14 protein-coding genes are annotated in these 16,432 nt (G+C 74.5%); 12 read left to right on the top strand and 2 right to left on the bottom strand.

Annotated features, from left to right (window positions below):
* The first annotated feature begins 634 nt into the window (after nucleotides 1–634).
* Nucleotides 635–1,048: a universal stress protein gene (locus ACIPYS_RS19555; RefSeq protein ID WP_231978678.1), complete on the top strand. Its 414-nt coding sequence runs from the start codon at nucleotides 635–637 to the stop codon at nucleotides 1,046–1,048.
* Between the two features lie 121 nt (nucleotides 1,049–1,169).
* Here the strand turns inward: ACIPYS_RS19555 and ACIPYS_RS19560 are convergent, their stop codons facing one another.
* The gene (locus ACIPYS_RS19560; protein WP_400747524.1) at nucleotides 1,170–1,472 is read right to left on the bottom strand and encodes a chaplin; all 303 of its coding nucleotides are present in this window, start codon (nucleotides 1,470–1,472) and stop codon (nucleotides 1,170–1,172) included.
* A gap of 320 nt (nucleotides 1,473–1,792) precedes the next feature.
* On the opposite strand from ACIPYS_RS19560, the gene ACIPYS_RS19565 reads away from it, so the two are divergent.
* The 9 genes from ACIPYS_RS19565 (at nucleotide 1,793) to yidD (ending at nucleotide 11,991) form a co-directional block, all read left to right on the top strand.
* Nucleotides 1,793–2,080 (top strand): hypothetical protein, encoded by a 288-nt coding sequence (locus tag ACIPYS_RS19565; protein ID WP_093858968.1) that lies wholly within the window; start codon nucleotides 1,793–1,795, stop codon nucleotides 2,078–2,080.
* Nucleotides 2,081–2,228: 148 nt separating this feature from the next.
* Complete coding sequence (locus ACIPYS_RS19570; protein ID WP_400747526.1) at nucleotides 2,229–3,956, top strand: PLP-dependent aminotransferase family protein; 1,728 nt, start codon at nucleotides 2,229–2,231, stop codon at nucleotides 3,954–3,956.
* A 163-nt stretch (nucleotides 3,957–4,119) separates the two neighbouring features.
* On the top strand, nucleotides 4,120–4,632 hold the full coding sequence (locus ACIPYS_RS19575; protein WP_093858966.1) for a hypothetical protein: 513 nt from the start codon (nucleotides 4,120–4,122) through the stop codon (nucleotides 4,630–4,632).
* Nucleotides 4,633–4,852: 220 nt separating this feature from the next.
* Entirely contained in the window at nucleotides 4,853–5,674 is an 822-nt protein-coding gene (locus ACIPYS_RS19580; protein WP_400747529.1) for a DUF1963 domain-containing protein, read from the top strand.
* 274 nt (nucleotides 5,675–5,948) lie between these two features.
* Complete coding sequence (locus tag ACIPYS_RS19585) at nucleotides 5,949–6,908, top strand: hypothetical protein (RefSeq protein WP_093858964.1); 960 nt, start codon at nucleotides 5,949–5,951, stop codon at nucleotides 6,906–6,908.
* Nucleotides 6,909–7,391: 483 nt separating this feature from the next.
* Nucleotides 7,392–8,798: a family 2B encapsulin nanocompartment shell protein gene (locus tag ACIPYS_RS19590; protein ID WP_093858963.1), complete on the top strand. Its 1,407-nt coding sequence runs from the start codon at nucleotides 7,392–7,394 to the stop codon at nucleotides 8,796–8,798.
* Between the two features lie 1,264 nt (nucleotides 8,799–10,062).
* The gene (locus tag ACIPYS_RS19595; RefSeq protein WP_400747531.1) at nucleotides 10,063–10,275 is read left to right on the top strand and encodes a hypothetical protein; all 213 of its coding nucleotides are present in this window, start codon (nucleotides 10,063–10,065) and stop codon (nucleotides 10,273–10,275) included.
* Between the two features lie 160 nt (nucleotides 10,276–10,435).
* Entirely contained in the window at nucleotides 10,436–11,209 is a 774-nt protein-coding gene (locus ACIPYS_RS19600) for a DUF4239 domain-containing protein (RefSeq protein ID WP_093858961.1), read from the top strand.
* Between the two features lie 113 nt (nucleotides 11,210–11,322).
* Nucleotides 11,323–11,991, top strand: coding sequence for a membrane protein insertion efficiency factor YidD (gene yidD / locus ACIPYS_RS19605; RefSeq protein ID WP_400747533.1), 669 nt, complete (start codon nucleotides 11,323–11,325; stop codon nucleotides 11,989–11,991).
* A gap of 149 nt (nucleotides 11,992–12,140) precedes the next feature.
* On the opposite strand, the gene ACIPYS_RS19610 is transcribed toward yidD, so the two are convergent.
* Nucleotides 12,141–14,492: a glycosyl hydrolase family 18 protein gene (locus ACIPYS_RS19610; RefSeq protein ID WP_400747535.1), complete on the bottom strand. Its 2,352-nt coding sequence runs from the start codon at nucleotides 14,490–14,492 to the stop codon at nucleotides 12,141–12,143.
* Nucleotides 14,493–14,826: 334 nt separating this feature from the next.
* Between ACIPYS_RS19610 and ACIPYS_RS19615 the strand changes: the two genes are divergently transcribed.
* Both ACIPYS_RS19615 and ACIPYS_RS19620 read left to right on the top strand, forming a co-directional pair.
* Entirely contained in the window at nucleotides 14,827–15,474 is a 648-nt protein-coding gene (locus ACIPYS_RS19615) for a bifunctional 2-polyprenyl-6-hydroxyphenol methylase/3-demethylubiquinol 3-O-methyltransferase UbiG (RefSeq protein WP_107452478.1), read from the top strand.
* A gap of 228 nt (nucleotides 15,475–15,702) precedes the next feature.
* On the top strand, nucleotides 15,703–16,287 hold the full coding sequence (locus ACIPYS_RS19620; RefSeq protein ID WP_400747538.1) for a TerD family protein: 585 nt from the start codon (nucleotides 15,703–15,705) through the stop codon (nucleotides 16,285–16,287).
* Nucleotides 16,288–16,432 lie beyond the last annotated feature (145 nt).

Below are 16,432 nucleotides of genomic sequence, written 5' to 3' on the forward strand. Positions count from 1 at the left end.
CGTCCGGACGCGGTTGCGGCGCTTGGGGGTGGCGGTGACGGCGGTGGTGGCGGTGGTCTCGTTACGGAAGGTCATGCGGTTCCTTTCGGAGGGGGTGCGGGCGTGCGGAACCAGGCCCTGGGGGCTTGTGGTTGCGGGGGGCTCGCACGGTGTTCCCGGTGAGCGGTGTGCTCGTTCGGTGCGACGCATTCGAAGTTACGGGGGTGGGGGTGGTGTTTCAAGGATTCGGAGGTTTAGGCACGTCAGCGGGGGGTTACCGTGGGTATGGATCATGAGAATGGGTTGATTTGAAGGCAAATGCCCCGATTTTCAAGATCGAATACCGGCCGGAAGTGGCCTGAGCCACGTCGGCGGGCCTGTGAGGCCGGGCACACGGTCGACGAGGCGTGGCGGCCCGGTTCCGGCGGGTGCGGAAACCGCGCTCCCGGGCGGGCCCCGGAGGCGGCGCCGGGTGGCCCGGGCCACAGCCCTCACCCGCCGTGCCCGACGCCGTCACCCGCCGTGTCCGGCATAGCCTCGGGCCATGAGCAACGAGAGTGATGCGGAGCAGGGGGCGGCGGCCGCCGACGGGGCCGAGGAGCCGGGCGCGGCCGTGGCGCCGTCCGGATTCGAGCTGGGCACCGACGGGCCCAAGATGATCGTGGCGGGCCTCGACGGCTCGGACTCCTCCTGGCGGGCGACCGCCTACGCGGCGGGCCTGGCCCGGCGGCAGAACGCCACCCTGGCGATCGCGTACATCCAGCCGGTGCTGGGCGCGGCCACCGCGCTCGCGGGCGCCGCCGTGGAGGAGACCACCCAGGAGATCGCCGAGGAACTGCTCGCCGCCGTCCGCGAGGCCGAGGACCGGCTGCGCGACGTCTGGCGGGTGGAGTGGCGCTTCCTGACCGTGCGCGGTGACCCCTATACGGGTCTGGCCCGGCTGGCCGACGAACTGCGGGCGGACGCGGTGGTGGTCGGCGCCTCCGAGCAGGCCGGGCACCGGGTGATCGGCTCGGTCGCGGTCCGGCTGGTCAAGGCGGGCCGCTGGCCGGTCACCGTGGTGCCGTAGCCGCCGCACGGGGAGCGGGGAAGAGGAGCGAGGGCTGCGGTCCCGGCGGGTGCCGGGGCCGCAGCCCTCGTGCGGTCGGTGCGGGGCGCCGGGCGAACCTCGGGCGCGCGCCAGGCGGCGGTCAGAGAATGGAGAGGCCGTTGCCGCAGATGTTGGTCTGGATGTTGATCGGGATCTGGATCTGGTTGCCGGACAGCACACCCGGGGAGTTGGCCACGATGCCGTTGGCGTAGGCGCCGCCCTCGTTGATGCAGACGGTGCCGCCGCCGCCCGGGAGACCGCCCGGGAGGCCGTTGTGGACGGGCGGGGCCGGGGTGTGGTGCACGGGGGTGTCGCAGTCGAGCGCGAGGGCGGGACCGGCGGAGAGGACCGCCAGCGCGGCACTGAGGCCGGCGGCGAGCAGGTACTTCCTGGTGTTGGTCATGGCGAAGGAATAGCCAGTCGACACGCCCGTGACGACATAATCCGACCATAAGGTCACTCGATCGCAGGCGTAATCGAACACCGATGCAGGAGCCGCGCCGCCCGCCCGGCGCACCGGAGGGGCGGTCCGGCCGCCGCTGTGGTGCGGACGGACCCCGAGCGGGCGCCCGTCGGGTCCGTCCCGGCCGGAGGACCGGGCCGGAACGGGACCCCGGCCCCGTGCGCCCGGGACAGCCGCTCCCCGACGCTCGAGGTACGGCCGCCACCGGGGTCGGACCACTCCGGCGGCGGCCGCCACCACGGCACGAACGGGAGACCCGTATGTACGCACACTGGGGCACCTTCACCAAGAACGACACCCTCGGCGACTGCCTCGGCCTGGCCCAGACCGCGCTGCTGCGCCAGGGCTTCCAGGTCTGGGACCTCGCGGGCGACGGCGACTACCAGGTGATCGGGGGCAACGCGGACGTGATCGCGATCGTCGTCTGCGTCCCGCAGTCCGGGAACATCTGGCTGACCGTCAGCGCCTTCTCCACCGACTCGGCGCTCGCCGAGCGCACCCGCAACGACGTGCGCTCGTTCATCGTCAGCTCGATCCGGATCGACTGACCCGGCGCCGGACCGTCGGCCGGTGCCGGACCGCTGACCGGTGCCGGCCGGCGCCGCCCGGCGCCGAACCGCGCCGGACGGTCCGGCGGCCCCCGGGCGACAGGCCCGCCCCCGGGGCCGCCGGGGCCCGGCGCTAGGCTGCGGGACCATGACGGACACCTCGGTCGATCCGCCCCGGACACCCCGCCGCAGTCCCGCCGGAGCGGCCGAGGCACCGCGCCCGGCCGCCCGGCGGGGCCACCGGCCGGGCACCACCCGGCCGGACGACGGGAACGCCACCGCCGCCACCCGCCCGCCCGGCACCCGGCCGACCACCGCCCGCCCCGCCGAGGGCACGGCCCCCGCGGCCTCCTCGGCCTCCTCGACGCCTCCGGCCCGTTCGACCCCTTCGGCCGCCGGTCGCGCCGTCGCCGGAGCGGACGCGGCGGACGCGGCGGACGCGGCGGACGCGGCGTCCGCGGGCCCGGCCGGGGCCGACCTGCACCTGGACCTGCCCGCCACCGGCAGCCGCCGGTCCGCCCTGATGGCCGCCCTGCGCGAGGCGATCCGCAGCGGCCGGCTCGCCCCGGGCACCCGGCTGCCGCCCTACCGCGCGCTCGCCGCGGACCTCGGCATCGCCCGCAACACCGCCGCCGACGCCTACGCCGAACTGGTCGCCGAGGGCTGGCTCACCGCGCGTCAGGGCTCCGGCACCACCGTCGCCGAACGGGCCGAACCCGTCCCCCCGGCCCGGGCCCGCCGTTCCTCCCGCCCGCCGCGCCCCGCCCACGACCTGCGGCAGGGCCAGCCCGACGCCGCCGCCTTCCCGCGCACCGCCTGGCTCGCCGCCGGGCGCCGGGCGCTCACCGCCGCGCCCAACGAGGCGTTCGGGCCCGGTGATCCGCAGGGCCGGCGGGAGCTGCGCGAAGCCCTCGCCGACTACCTCGCCCGGGCCCGCGGCGTCCGCACCGACCCGGAGCGGATCGTGGTCTGCTCGGGCTTCGCACACGCGCTGCGGCTGCTGTTCGACGGCCCGCGCGCGGTCCTCCCGGCCCGGACGGCCGGGGCGCTCGCCGTCGAGGGCTACGGACTGGCGTTCCACCGCGGGCTGCTGGCCGCCGCCGGTGCCACCACCCGCCCGCTCCCGCTCGACGAGCACGGCGCCCGGGTGGGCGGGCTGGCGGAGGATCCGGAGATCCGTACGGTGCTGCTGACGCCCGCCCACCAGTTCCCGACCGGTGGACCGCTGCACCCCGGCCGCCGCGCGGCGGTGGTCGACTGGGCCCGCGGCCGCGGCGGGCTGGTCCTGGAGGACGACTACGACGGGGAGTTCCGCTACGACCGGCAGCCGGTCGGCGCTCTGCAGGGACTGGACCCGGAGCGGGTGGTCTATCTGGGGACGGCCAGCAAGAGCCTCAGTCCCGCGCTGCGGCTCGGCTGGATGGTGCTGCCGGACCACCTGGTGGACCGGGTGCTGGCGGCGAAGGGCGAGCGGGAGGCCTGGGCCAGCGCCCTGGACCAGCTGACCCTCGCCGAGTTCATCGAGTCCGGCGGCTACGACCGGCACGTGCGGCGGATGCGCCGCCGCTACCGCGACCGCCGGGACCGGCTGGTCGGCGCGCTGGCCGAGCACGCCCCGCACATCGAGGTCACCGGGATCGCGGCCGGGCTGCACGCGGTGCTCCGGCTCGCGCCCGGGACGGAGCGCTCGGTGCTCAAGGCCGCCGCCTACCGGGGGCTGGTGCTGGACGGCCTGGCCGACTACCGGCACCCGCTGCTCGCGGCGGAGGCGATGCCGGCGACGGACGGTCTGGTCGTGGGCTACGCGACCCCGCCGGACCACGCCTACCCGGCGGCGCTGGAGGCGCTCTGCGCGATCCTGCCGCCGCCGCTCTGAGGGGCGGGCGCGGAGGGTAGGCGCCCGGCTGCCGGACGGAGGGCGCAACCGGGGCGGAACCGGGAGGCAATGGCCCGTGGCGTCCGCTCCGCTGTCATATGCCAGTACGGACCGGCCCGGAGGCGGGCCCCGGAGCGGGGACGGCCGCCTACGCTCATTGGTCATGCGCACTTCATTTCTGAGCCGTTTCGGCCTGCCCGCGATCCTCGCCCTCCTCCTCGGCCTGCTGCTGTCGGCCACCCCCGCCCACGCGGACACCCCGTTGCTCTCGGTCTCCGTCGACAAGACGACGGCCACCCCCGGCTCGGACGTCACCCTGACGCTGACCCTGACGAACCCGCACGACACCGCCGCCTACTTCGTCTACGAGTCCGTCCAGCCGACCTACGGCACCACCCTGAACACCGGTCTGAAGTACGCCTTCTCCTCCTGCGGCGGCAACGTCACCGCCTGTGACACCGGTGCCACCAGCGGCCTGGTCCACCACTCCGTCCCGGTCGCCGCGGGCGCGACCACCACCGTCACCCTGACCTACACCGTCGGCACCGACTCGGTCTGCGGCAACGGCGCCCGGATCGACTTCTACACGTACCTCTACTACGAGTACGCGGCCGGTGCGGCCAGTGACTCCGGCATCTTCCAGGTCCCCGGCAACGAGGTCGTCTGCCCCGCCTGAACCACCCCCGCCTGAACCGCCTCCGTCCGAACCGCCTCCGCAGAACCGCTCCCCCAGCCGGGCCGACAGGCCGTCGGCCCGCTCCCCGTCAGGTGCCGGTCATCCCCCCGTACCGGCATCTGACGGGGCCTTCGCGGTTCCTGCCGCCTGCCGCCCGCCGCCCGCCGTTCGCCGGGCCGGCCGACCCGGTGTTGTCGGACCCTCGTGGCAGGCTTGGCGCATGGCCGAACTCGTGACCACCGACACCGCCGAGGCTGCGTCCGCCGAGGGCGCGCCGCCGATCCCGGGCGACGTCGCGGAGCTGATCCGGGCCCGGGTCGGCGAGCGGTCGGCGCCCCTGGTCGAGCGGCTGTTCCGCTCCTCCCTCGTGCTGGAGGAGCTGCCGGACGAAACGCGGGGCGAGACGCCGGACGCGGTGCCGGTCGGGCGGCTCGGCGGTCTGCCCGAGCTCCCGGTGGGCACGGCCTGGCCCGAGGCCGCCGGCCGCCCGATGCAGCTGCTCGCCCAGCTGGACTGCGCCGCCCTCGCCACGGCCTTCCGGTCGACCGGTCCGGGCGCCGAGGGCTGGCCGCTGCCCGCCGAAGGGCTGCTGCTCTTCTTCCACGACGAATGGCTCTCCGACTTCACCGGCCGGGGGTGCCGGGTGCTGCACGTCCCCGCCGGTGCGCCGCCCCGGCCGGCCCCGGTGGTCGAGCGGGGCACGCCCGTCGTCCCCGCCGTTCCGGTCCGGGCCGCCCGGGCGCTCTCCGCGCCGTCCTACCAGGACCAGGAGCTGGAGCGGCTGTTCCCGGACGACTTCCTGGTCGCCTTCGACCTCGCCCAGGACCTCGCCGAGCGGATGCCGCGGCCCGAGGTCCGGTTGCTGGGCTGGTGCGACACGGACACCGGCCGGCCCGAGGGGCACCGCCCGCTGCTCCAGATCGGGAGCGGTGCGCTGGCCGTCGACTGGGGCGAGTGCGTGAACGTCTCCTTCTGGATCTCCGAGGAGGACTTCGCCGTCGGCCGCCTCGACCGGGTCCGGCACGGCTTCGAGGTCGCCTGACCGCGGCCGCCCGGCAGGCGGGAGCCGGAGGGCGGAGCCTAGGGTGGAGGGAGGCCCGGGTGAGCGGTCGGACGTCAGCGGTCGGACGTGAGCGGTCGGACGCCGGTCCGGGCATGGCCGGAGCGTGCGGCGGAGCGGTGGGACGAACGTGGCCCCGAGGACAGACGCGAACCCCGAGCACCCGGACCCCGAACGACCGGAACACCCCGGGCGCCCGGGGCCCGCAGAACCGCCCGACGCCCCGGCCGCCCCGCGGCCCGCCGGCCCCGGAGCGGTGAAGGAGAGCGCCCCCGTCGCCGAACTGGTGCGCTCGATGCGGGCCCACCCCGCCCGGCTGCCGGAACTCCTCGCCGTCTTCGCCGTCCGGCACCGGGGCCCCAGGGCCGCGCGCCGGGTCGCGGCACTCCGCGCCGCCCACCCGGAGGCCAGTACCGGTGACCTGGCGGCGCGGGCCGTCGACCACGCCCGGCTGGTCAGCCAGAGCGAGGGCGCCTTCGTCGGCGGGCCGTTCCTCTGGCTCGTCCCGTTCGCCTTCTGCACCGCCCTGCTCGCCCAGGCGCAGCTGCTGCTGGAGCTGGCCGCCCTCGCCGGGAAGGATCCGGCCGACCGGGCCCGGGCCCCCGAACTGCTCGTCCTCCAGGGCGCCCACCCCGACCTCGCCGCCGCCGAGCGCGCGCTCGCGGCGGGTCCGGAGCCCGTTGCCGCCTCCCGTCCGCCCGGCCGCCTCCGGGGGTTCTGGGAGCTGGTCCGGAGGATGGCCCGGCTGCTCGGCATCACCAGTGAGGACACCGTCCCGCCGCCGTCCCGCTGGCGGTCGGCGGGGGAGTGGTCCCTGCTGGCGCTGGTCCTTCTGATGGGTACCGTGGCCCCGCTGGTCTGGCTCCCGTACATGGCGCTGTCCTACACCTGGGCCACCGACCGGCTGGCGGTCCGCGGGGTCGCCCACTACTTCGGCGGCGACCCGACCGGGTGGCCCGGGCTGCACCGGGCCCGCGCGGATCCCGGGGTGGTGGCCGCGACGGGCCGGGCCCTGGCCGCGCTGCTCGTCCCGGTCGCGGCGGTGGCCGGGCTGCTGCTGGCCGACGTCCGGCTCGCCGACAGCCGCTGGCCGGTGCTGGCCCCGGTCCTGATCGTCCTGTCCGTCACGGTGGGCGCGCTGTGGTGGACCGTGCACCGGCGCAGTCTGCGGGCGGCCCGGCGGGCGGCCCGCTCGGAGCACGGGGCCGGCGGGTGAGTCCGTGCGCGTCCGGCCGGTGGGTGGAAACGCGGGGCGCGCGGGGGCGCTCGCACCGGGCCGACCGGCACCCGGATTCGCACTGTGTTCGAGCATCGAACGTGTGTTTGTCACGCCCGCGCCCCACCGGCTGGGGCGCGCGCCTTCGCGCTGCTCCGTTCGGGTGGGGTGAATCGTTCCTACGTCTGGACGATTCGCATGCGCAGAAACGTGTCGGCCCACCGGCGCAAGGGCGACGGATTCAAACCTTCCGATCGGAGAGATTCACCCAATCGGGGGGCACTCGGTTGTCGTACGGGATGGGCCGTGCGGTGGTGATCTAGGGTTCCGATGGATCGCCCGAGCGGGCGCGCCGCATCGCGAAGACAGTCAACACCCGCACCGATACGCGTATCTGATGATCCGTCGATACCTGGCCCCCGGCTGCCGCCGGTCGCGCGACGGGTCGGCGTGACTGATCACACGAAATGGAGAACCCTGCCGATGACCGTGGAGACGGCCCCGGAGACACCGCAGGTGGCGCAGTCGAGCCTGACGACGGCTGCTGCCCGCAATCTCGCCACCACCACCAAGTCCGCGCCGCAGATGCAGGAGATCACCTCCCGCTGGCTGCTCAAGGTGCTGCCCTGGGTGCAGGCCGCCGGTGGTGCCTACCGGGTCAACCGCCGGCTGACCTACACCGTCGGTGACGGCCGGGTCGAGTTCATCAAGACCGGTTCCGAGGTCCGGGTCATCCCCCAGGAGCTGGGTGAGCTGGCCCTGCTGCGCGGGTTCGAGGACGACGAGGTGCTGACCGCGCTGGCCGACCGCTGCGAGCAGCGCGACTTCGGTCCCGGCGAGGTGCTCGCCGAACGCGGTGGGGCTGCGGACCGGATCTACCTGATCGCACACGGCAAGATCAACCAGATCGGCACCGGCAAGTACGGTGACGAGACGGTGGTCGGCGTACTCGGTGACGGCGACCGGTTCGGCGAGCAGTCCGTGCTCGACCAGGACGCCGTCTGGGAGTTCACCGCGAGGACGGTGACGGCGGGCACGGTGCTGTCGCTGCCCCGCCGCGACTTCGAGCAGATCCGGGACAACTCGCCGGCGCTCCAGGAGCACCTCACCGCCTTCCTCGCCCTCCCGCTCCAGCGCCAGAACGAGCGCGGCGAGGCCGAGATCGCGATGTCCGCCGGCCACCACGGCGAGTACCAGCTGCCCGGCGCGTTCGTGGACTACGAGCTGAAGCCGCGCGAGTACGAGCTGAGCGTCGCGCAGACGATCCTCAAGGTGCACACCCGGGTCGCCGACCTCTACAACCAGCCGATGAACCAGATCGAGCACCAGCTCCGGCTGACCATCGAGGCGCTGCGCGAGCGCCAGGAGCACGAGCTGGTCAACAACCCGGAGTTCGGCCTGCTCAACAACGCCGACTTCGCCCAGCGGATCCAGACCCACTCGGGCCCGCCCACCCCGGACGACCTGGACGAGCTGCTCAGCCGCCGCCGGGACCCGGACTACCTGCTCGCCCACCCGCGCGCGATCGCCGCGATCGGCCGCGAGCTGAACGCCCGCGGGATCTACCCGCACCACGTCGACCTCGGCGGACAGCAGGTGCCGGCCTGGCGCGGTGTGCCGATCCTGCCCTGCAACAAGATCCCGATCAGCAAGGAGAACACCAGCTCCATCCTGGTGATCCGGACCGGCGAGGACAACCAGGGCGTCATCGGCCTGCACCAGACCGGCCTCCCGGACGAGTACCAGCCCGGCCTGTCGGTCCGCTTCATGGGCATCGACGAGAAGGCGATCATCTCCTACCTGGTCAGTGCCTACTACTCGGCCGCGATCCTGGTGCCGGACGCCGTCGGTGTCCTGGAGAACGTCGAGATCGCGCACGGCCGCCACTGAGCCCCGCACCGCGCGGTGGGGGCGGGGGGGCGGGCCCCGGCCCCCCCCCCGCCCCCCCCCCCCCCCGGGCGGAAACCGGTTGACGCCATATGGTTTTGACCGGATCCGGCCCGCCCCCCCCCCGCGGCGGGGCGGGCGGGTTGGTGGGTCGGGCCCGGGTGGGTGTTGTTGACCCCCCCCCCGGCCCCCCCGGCCCCCCCCCCCCCCCCCCCGGGGGGGGGGGGCGGGGGCCCCCCCCCCCGCCCCCACCCCGGGCACACACCCCGGAGCGGCCGTAACCGGTTCTCCGCATGATCGTTTCACCTGATGCCGGACGGCCCGCCCACTGCGGCGGGCCGTCCGGTGTCGGCCCCCCTTCCGGCGTGGGCCGGTCCTCCTGACGACACGAGAGGTGCATGGAGCCCATGCCGCAGCACCAGCCGCCCCGGCGGATACCGATGGACGGGGCATCGTGACCGCGGGCCGGGCGTCGGCGGACGGCGCCCCCCGCAGCCGCGCCGGCTTACCCGGAGCGGGCGCCGCCCAGGCCGGCGAGCCGCGGGCGCGGAGGGTCCGACTGGTCGGAGCCGCCGCCGGTGTGGTCGCGCTCTGCGCGCTGCTGACCGGTTCGGCCACCGCCCGCTCCTCGTCGGACCGGCAGGGCGGGCAACCGCACGGTCCGGTCGTCGACACCTGCGTCTGCGTCGGTACGAGTGTGTCGGTCGGGGCGGGCCGGGACGGCGTGGACACCGAGGTGGACGTGGACGCGGAGGTGGGGGTGGACGTCGACCTCTCCGGAATCCTGCACCACCCGAAGCCGTGGCCCACCCGGCCCCGGCCGCCGAAGCCGACGCACCACCACCCCTGTCCCTCGCCGACGCCGACACCCACCCCGACTCCGACTCCGACGCGGACGGCCACCCCGACACCCACGCCCACCCCGAGCCCCACCGTGACGCCGACGCCGACGCCCACACCCACGCCGAAGCCGACCGTCACGCCCACCCCCACCCCGGTGCCGACACCGCCGCCGACCCCGACCCCGGCCCCGGTGCCGCCCGCCCCGACGCCGCCGCCCGCCCCGACGCCCGCGTCGCCCCGGCCGCCCACTCCGACGCCACCGCCGCCGGCGCCCTCGCCGAGACCGGCGAGCCCGCGGCCGTCCACCGCGCCGGCGGTACCGCCGCCGGTTCCCGCCGCTCCCGCGCCGCCGGCCCCGGTCCCGACGCCGCCCCCGGTGTCCCCGGTGCCCAGCCCGGTGCGACCGGCCCCCACGCTGCGGCCGGTGCCGAAGACCCAGCCGCTGGCGGCGCCACCCGTGCACCACGGCAGCTCGCCGACGCGGACCATGCTGGTGGTCACCGTGCCCGCCGTGCTCGCCGTGGCGGCGCTGCGCCCGCGCGGCGGCGGGGGAGGCAGCCGGGGTCGTGCCGGTGGCCGGGCCGGGGCCGGAGGTTCCGCCGGTTCGAGCGGTTCCGCCGGCTCGAGCGGCTCCTGACGCCGCCCCACCCCCTGCTCCGTTCCCCCGTTCCCGCGTCCGTGCCCCGTCGCTCGTACGCGTTCCTGGTCCGCACGGGCCGGGCCCGATGCGGCCCGGCCCGACTGTCCGACTGATTTCGATCGACTCATGTCGATCCCCGACCGAGAAAGGAGTCCCGATGTCCGAATGGTTGGCGCTGGCCATCGCCATGCTGGCGGCCTGTGCCGTGGTGGTGGCGGTGGTGCTGCTGAGGCACCGCCGCGCCGGTGCGGACGAGGACACCGACGAGACGCCCGACGTCATCGAGTACATGACGATGATGATCGGCGTGGTCTACGCGATCGTGCTCGGCCTGGCCATCGCCGGAGTCTGGGAGACCCGCGGCGCGGCGCAGGACGACGTCTTCCGCGAGGCGCAGGCGCTGCACGAGGTGAGCGCCCGTGCGCAGGTCTACCCGGTGGAGTTCCGCGACAGGATCCGGGCCGACGTCGACGCCTACGTCTCCTACGTGGTCGACGTGGAGTGGACGTACATGCGCGAGAACGGCGAGATCTCCGAACGCGGCACCGAGCTGCTCGACAAGCTGCGCACCGATGTGGCGACCCGCCCGCCGGCCTCCGACCTGGAGGCACAGGCGTACCAGCCGATGCTGGACCGGATCAGCGTCGTCGACGACGCCCGCAACGCGCGCGGCCAGAACGCCGGCCCGAGCATGCCCGGCGTGGTCTGGTTCGGCCTGATCGTCGGCGCCGTCGTCACGGTGGGCATGGTGTTCTTCCTCCAGATCCGGCGCTCCCCGCGGGAGTTGATCCTGGCCGGCGCGTTCAGCGCGCTGATCGCCTTCCTGCTCTTCCTGATCTGGGACTTCGACGACCCGTTCGGCCGGAGCGTCTCGGTCACCACCCAGACGTTCACCGACCTGTTCCCCACCCTGGGTGGCGGCAGCGGCTGAGCGCACCGCGCGGGATCCTCCTGCGGGCCGACCCCCACGATCCGGGCTTTCGATAATCTGATCGGGCCGCTGGGGGTCGGCCCCGGCGTGCGCGCGGAGAGGAATCGCGAGCAGTGGCGTACCAGCAGCCCGGCCAGGGTGAACAGTTCCCGACGACCCAGCGCCCCGGACGTGCCTGGTGGTGGCTGCCGGCCGAGGAGAGGCGCGACCGCAAACGCCGGCAGCAGGAGTGGAAGGCCTACCTGCGCAGGCACGGGGAGCGGAAGAAGGACAACGACCTCGACGACTTCCTGCCCCCCGGTTGCAGCGGCGGAAGTGGCGGCGGCTGCCGGACCGGCGGCAACGGCGGTGGTGGCAACGGCGGTGGTGGCAACGGCGGTTGCGGTGGCGGCAACGGAGGCTGCGGCGGGGGAGGCGGCGGCTGCGACGGCCCCTGCCTGCTCGCGCTGCTCCCGACGGTCCTGGCCGCCGGCCTCCGGTTCGCCCTGACCGCCGGCCGGGGAGGCGGCGCCGGTCCCCGCCCGGCCGACCGGGCCGCGCCCGCGCCGCGGGGCCTGGTGGCCGGGGTGCTCTACGGCGCGGTGCGCCACTACCGCACCGAGATCAGCCCGAAGCGGCCCGCCTGCTGCCTGTACACGCCGAGTTGCTCCACCTACGCGGTGCAGGCGCTGCACCGGCACGGCGCGGTGCGCGGCGCCCGGCTGACGGCGGGCCGGCTGCTGCGCTGCCGGCCCGAGGCGGCCCGGCGGAGGAACGGCGTCGACCCGGTGCCGGAGCGCTGATCCTGCGGCGCTGATGCCGCGGTGCTGATCCCGCGGCGCTGATGCCACCGTGCTGATGCCGTGGCGCTTGTCCCGCTCCGGCGCGCCGGAGCGCACGTGGGCGGGGCCCGGCCGGATGTGCCGGTCGGGCCCCGCCGTACCGCTCGACGTCAGTGCAGGCTGCTGTTCATCGCGTTGAGCATCGTCCCGGCGGCGTCGTCGTTCTCCAGCGAGAACGCGAACATCCCGGCCAGCCCCTTGCTCCTGGCGTACGCGCCGCGGGCCTGGACGGCCTGCGGGGTGTCACCGGTCCAGAAGTTGGTGCCGTCGTACACCCAGGAGGACTCGGTCACCGGGTCCCAGTGGGTGTTGGCGGCGGTGGGGTTGAGCTCCTTCCAGGCGGCCAGACCGGCCTCCGCGCTCAGCGGCTTGGCCGGGGTCGGACCGGTCGCGCTCTGGTACAGGCCGAAGTTGGCACCGGCCGGCACGCCCGTCCAGCCGCGCCAGTAGAACGGCACGCCCAGTACCAGCTTGGACGCCGGGAACCCGCCCGCGATGCCGTACTCCGGCAGGCCGGAGGTGTACGCGGTGAGCGTGGTGTCGATGTTGTACTTCCGGTTGCCCGGGGTGATCGGCGTGGTCGGGTCGGCCGGGCTGTCGTGCAGCGGGTCCTGGTGGTTGGTCGGGCCCTTGGCGTCCCACGAGCCGTGCATGTCGTAGGTCATGATGTCGGCGTAGTCGAGGTACGCGCCGATCTTGTCGGTCTCCAGCTGGGCGATCTTGTCCTGGCCGCTGGGGAGCGCCGCCGTCAGCAGGAAGCGCTTGCCCTGGGCGTTGCCGAGGGCGTCCAGCTGGGTGCGGAACTCCTTCAGCAGCAGGGTGAAGTTCTGCTTGTCGGCGGGCGAGGTGTGGTTGCCGGTGTGGCCGCCGGCCGAACCCGGGTACTCCCAGTCGAGGTCGACGCCGTCGAAGAGCCCGGCCGCCGAGGCGGCGCCGCCCGCCGGGTCACCGGCGACGTTGGCCGGCAGGTTCCCCTTGAGGAACATGTCCAGGCAGGAGGAGACGAACTTCTTGCGGGAGGCGTCCGAGGCCGCCGCGTCCGAGAAGTACTTGGAGTAGGTCCAGCCGCCGATCGAGATGGTGAACCTCAGGTTCGGGTACTTGGCCTTCAGCTGGCGCAACTGGTTGAAGTTGCCCTTGAGCGGCTGCTCCCAGGTGTCGGCGCTGCCGTCCACACTGGCCGCGCCGTTGTAGTCGGCCTGGTAGTCGGCGTACGCGTCGCCGGCGCCGTCACCGGCGTTGGGGTTGTTCTCGTTCGCCGAGTCGGAGGCCTTGACCGCCTGGAAGCAGGTGAGGTTGCTCGGGTGGATGTTGGCGAACGCGTAGTTGATGACGTCCAGCTTGCCGGCGGCGCCGCTGGTGTCGACGTTCTTCGCGTGGTACGCGTTCTCGTAGACGCCCCACTGGTCGAAGTAGGCCGAGCGGAACGGGCTGGTCGCGGGCGCTGCGGTGGTGGTGGTGCTCACCCGGGCCGACTGGGCGGAGGCGTGGCTGCCGGAGTAGCCCTGGACGGTGAAGGCGTAGCCGCGCGAGGGCAGCAGCGAGCTGACCGCCACCGAGGTGCCCATCGAGGTGGCCACCAACTGGTCGCCGGCGTAGACCTTGTAGGCGACCGGGGCGTCACCGGCGGTCGCGGTGGACGGCTGCCACTGGAGCACCACGGCGTTGTGGGTGACCTTGGTGACGGTGACACCGGCCGGTGTGGTGACCTTGCCGTCCCCGGCGGGGCCGGTGGCCGTCGAGGTGGCGGTCGGCGTCGCCGTCGCGGTCCCGGTGGCGGTGGGGCTGCCGGTGGCCGTCGGGCTGTTCGTCGCGGTCGGGCTGGTGGTCACGGTGGGGCTGGTCGTGGGGCTGCCGGTCGCGGTCGGGCTGGCCGTCGGGCTGTTGGTCGCGGTCGGGCTGGCGGTCCCGGTCGGCCCGGCCGGGCCGGTCAGGCTCAGGTCGTCGGCCTGGTAGGCGCCGGTGCCGTACCAGCCGTGGGTGAAGACCGTCACCGAGGTGGTGCTCGCACCCGTGGTGAAGGTGCTGCTCAGCTGTGTCCAGCCGCCGGTACCGGGCGTCCAGCTCTGGGAGTTGACGCCGGTCCCGGTCGCTCCGAGGTAGACGTAGTTGCCCCGGACCCAGCCGGCCAGGGTGTAGGTGGTGTTCGGCAGGACGGTGACGGTCTGCCGGCACTCGGCGGTGTCGGAGGCCGAGACAGCGCCGTTGAGCGCGTAACCGCCGCCGTGGACCGGGGTGGTGACCACGGAGCCGTTGGCACAGGTCCAGCCGGCCAGGGTTCCGGTCTCCAGGTCCGCGTTGGCCAGCAGGTTGGCGGCGGCGGCCGAGGCGGTGTCGAGCGTGAGCGCGAGGGCGGCGCCGCCGGTACTGAGCGTGGCGGCCAGGACGAGTGCGAGTGCTCGGCGGCGCGGCGCGACGGCCCGGCGCTCGTCAGGGCGCGCGGACATGACACGGTCGTGCATGCGGTTGTCCTCCGGAGGAGTGGGGTTTCCGGCGGTGCGACGGCCCGGACGGGCCAGGGGAGCCGGGCCGGGCGCTGTGGGGGCGCGCGGCCGGGTGAAGACGGTGCGGCAGGAAGTGCGGGCGTACGGGTGTGCGGGCATGCGGGCGTGCAGGCGTCCCGATGCGGACCGGCCGGGGCCGGTGCATCACGACATCACAGATTGGACTGGACCAATATTCGCCGTCAAGGGTGCCCGGCGGGGGAATCGCGGAGCGTCCGGGCGCCCGGTGGGCCGGCCCGGGGACCGGTACGGTGGCCTCCCGAGAAGTCCCCGCGTCGAACGGAGAACGGCCATGGACAGCCGCGCCTGGGACGAGCGCTACGCCGCCAGCGAGCTGGTCTGGGGCACCGAGCCCAATCGCTGGGTGGTCCGTGAACTGGCCGGACTCGCACCCGGACGGGCCCTGGACCTGGCCGCCGGGGAGGGCCGCAACAGCATCTGGCTGGCCGGTCTCGGCTGGGAGGTCACCGGGCTCGACTTCTCCACCGTCGCCCTCGGTCGCGCCGAACGGCTCACCGCCTCGCTGCCCGACGAGGTCGCCGACCGGCTCACCTGGCGGCACGGCGACGCCCGGAGCTTCGAGGCCCCGCCGGAGGGCTACGACCTGGTCGTGGTCGCCTACCTCCAGCTCCCGGCCGAGGACCGGCGGGCGGCGCTGCGGCGCGCCGCGGCGGCGGTCGCGCCCGGCGGCACCCTGCTGGTGGTCGGGCACGACTCCGACAACCTGACCGAGGGCTTCGGCGGTCCGCAGGACCCGGCCGTGCTCTACACCGCCGGGGACGTGCTCGCCGACCTGGCCGGTGCCGGTCTGCGGACCGTCCGGGCCGATCGGGTGCTCCGCCCGGTCGCCGCCGAGGCCGGCCATCGGGGCGGGGGAGGGGCCGAGGGCGGGGGTACGGTGGCGGTGGACGCCCTGGTCCGGCTGGAGCGGACGGCCTGACCCGACCCGTCCGGACGGCCCGAACCGACCTGCCCGGGCGGCCCGCCCGCCGTGGGCGGGAGCGTGGGCGCGAGTGCGTGGAGCGGTGCGGCGCGGTGCGAGGTCTCCCGCATCCGCGGCGGTCCCACGGGGTATGCAGGTGTCCCGGGACGAAGGCGTCCCGCAGCGCCAAAAAGATCTACAGTGCTGTAGATTCAAAGCGCGAGTGCGAGCAACGAGGAGGGCGCGATGAGCGTTTCGCTGGCGAAGGGGCAGAAGCTCAGCCTGGAGAAGCCGGGCGGAGGCCGCCTGGGCGTGGTACGGATGGGCCTCGGCTGGCGGGCGGCGCAGCGCAAGGGCTTCCTCGCCAAGCTGTTCGCGTCCCAGGAGATCGACCTGGACGCCTCGGCGGTGCTGTTCTCCGGGGGCAAGCCGGTCGACGTGGTGTTCTTCCAGCACCTCACCAGCAATGACGGCTCGGTGCGGCACAGCGGCGACAACCTGACCGGCGGTGCCGGGGACGCCACCGACGACGAGACCATCACCGTCGACCTCAACGCCGTACCGGCCGAGGTGGACCAGATCCTGTTCACCGTGAACTCCTTCACCGGCCAGACCTTCCAGGAGGTCGAGAACGCCTTCTGCCGGCTGGTCGACACCCAGACCGACACCGAGCTCGCCCGGTACACGCTCACCGGCGGCGGCGCCTACACCGCGCAGATCATGGCCAAGATGCAGCGCACCCAGGCCGGTTGGCAGATGACCGCGATCGGGCAGCCGGCCGGCGGCCGCACCTTCCAGGACCTCATGCCGGAGCTGGTCAAGCACCTCTGAAGCAGCAGCCCGGTCGCACGGCCCGCCCGGGTGTCCCGGACGGGCCGGTCCGGGTGCCCGCAGGTCCCGGCCGGCGGGGGCCGGGCGCGGTCGGGTGGAGTTCCGCGATAACCCTGCGGGGCTCTCGGCGGGTCCGCTAACACTG

It is taken from the genome of Kitasatospora sp. NPDC089913, from assembly GCF_044748625.1.
GTDB lineage: Bacteria > Actinomycetota > Actinomycetes > Streptomycetales > Streptomycetaceae > Kitasatospora.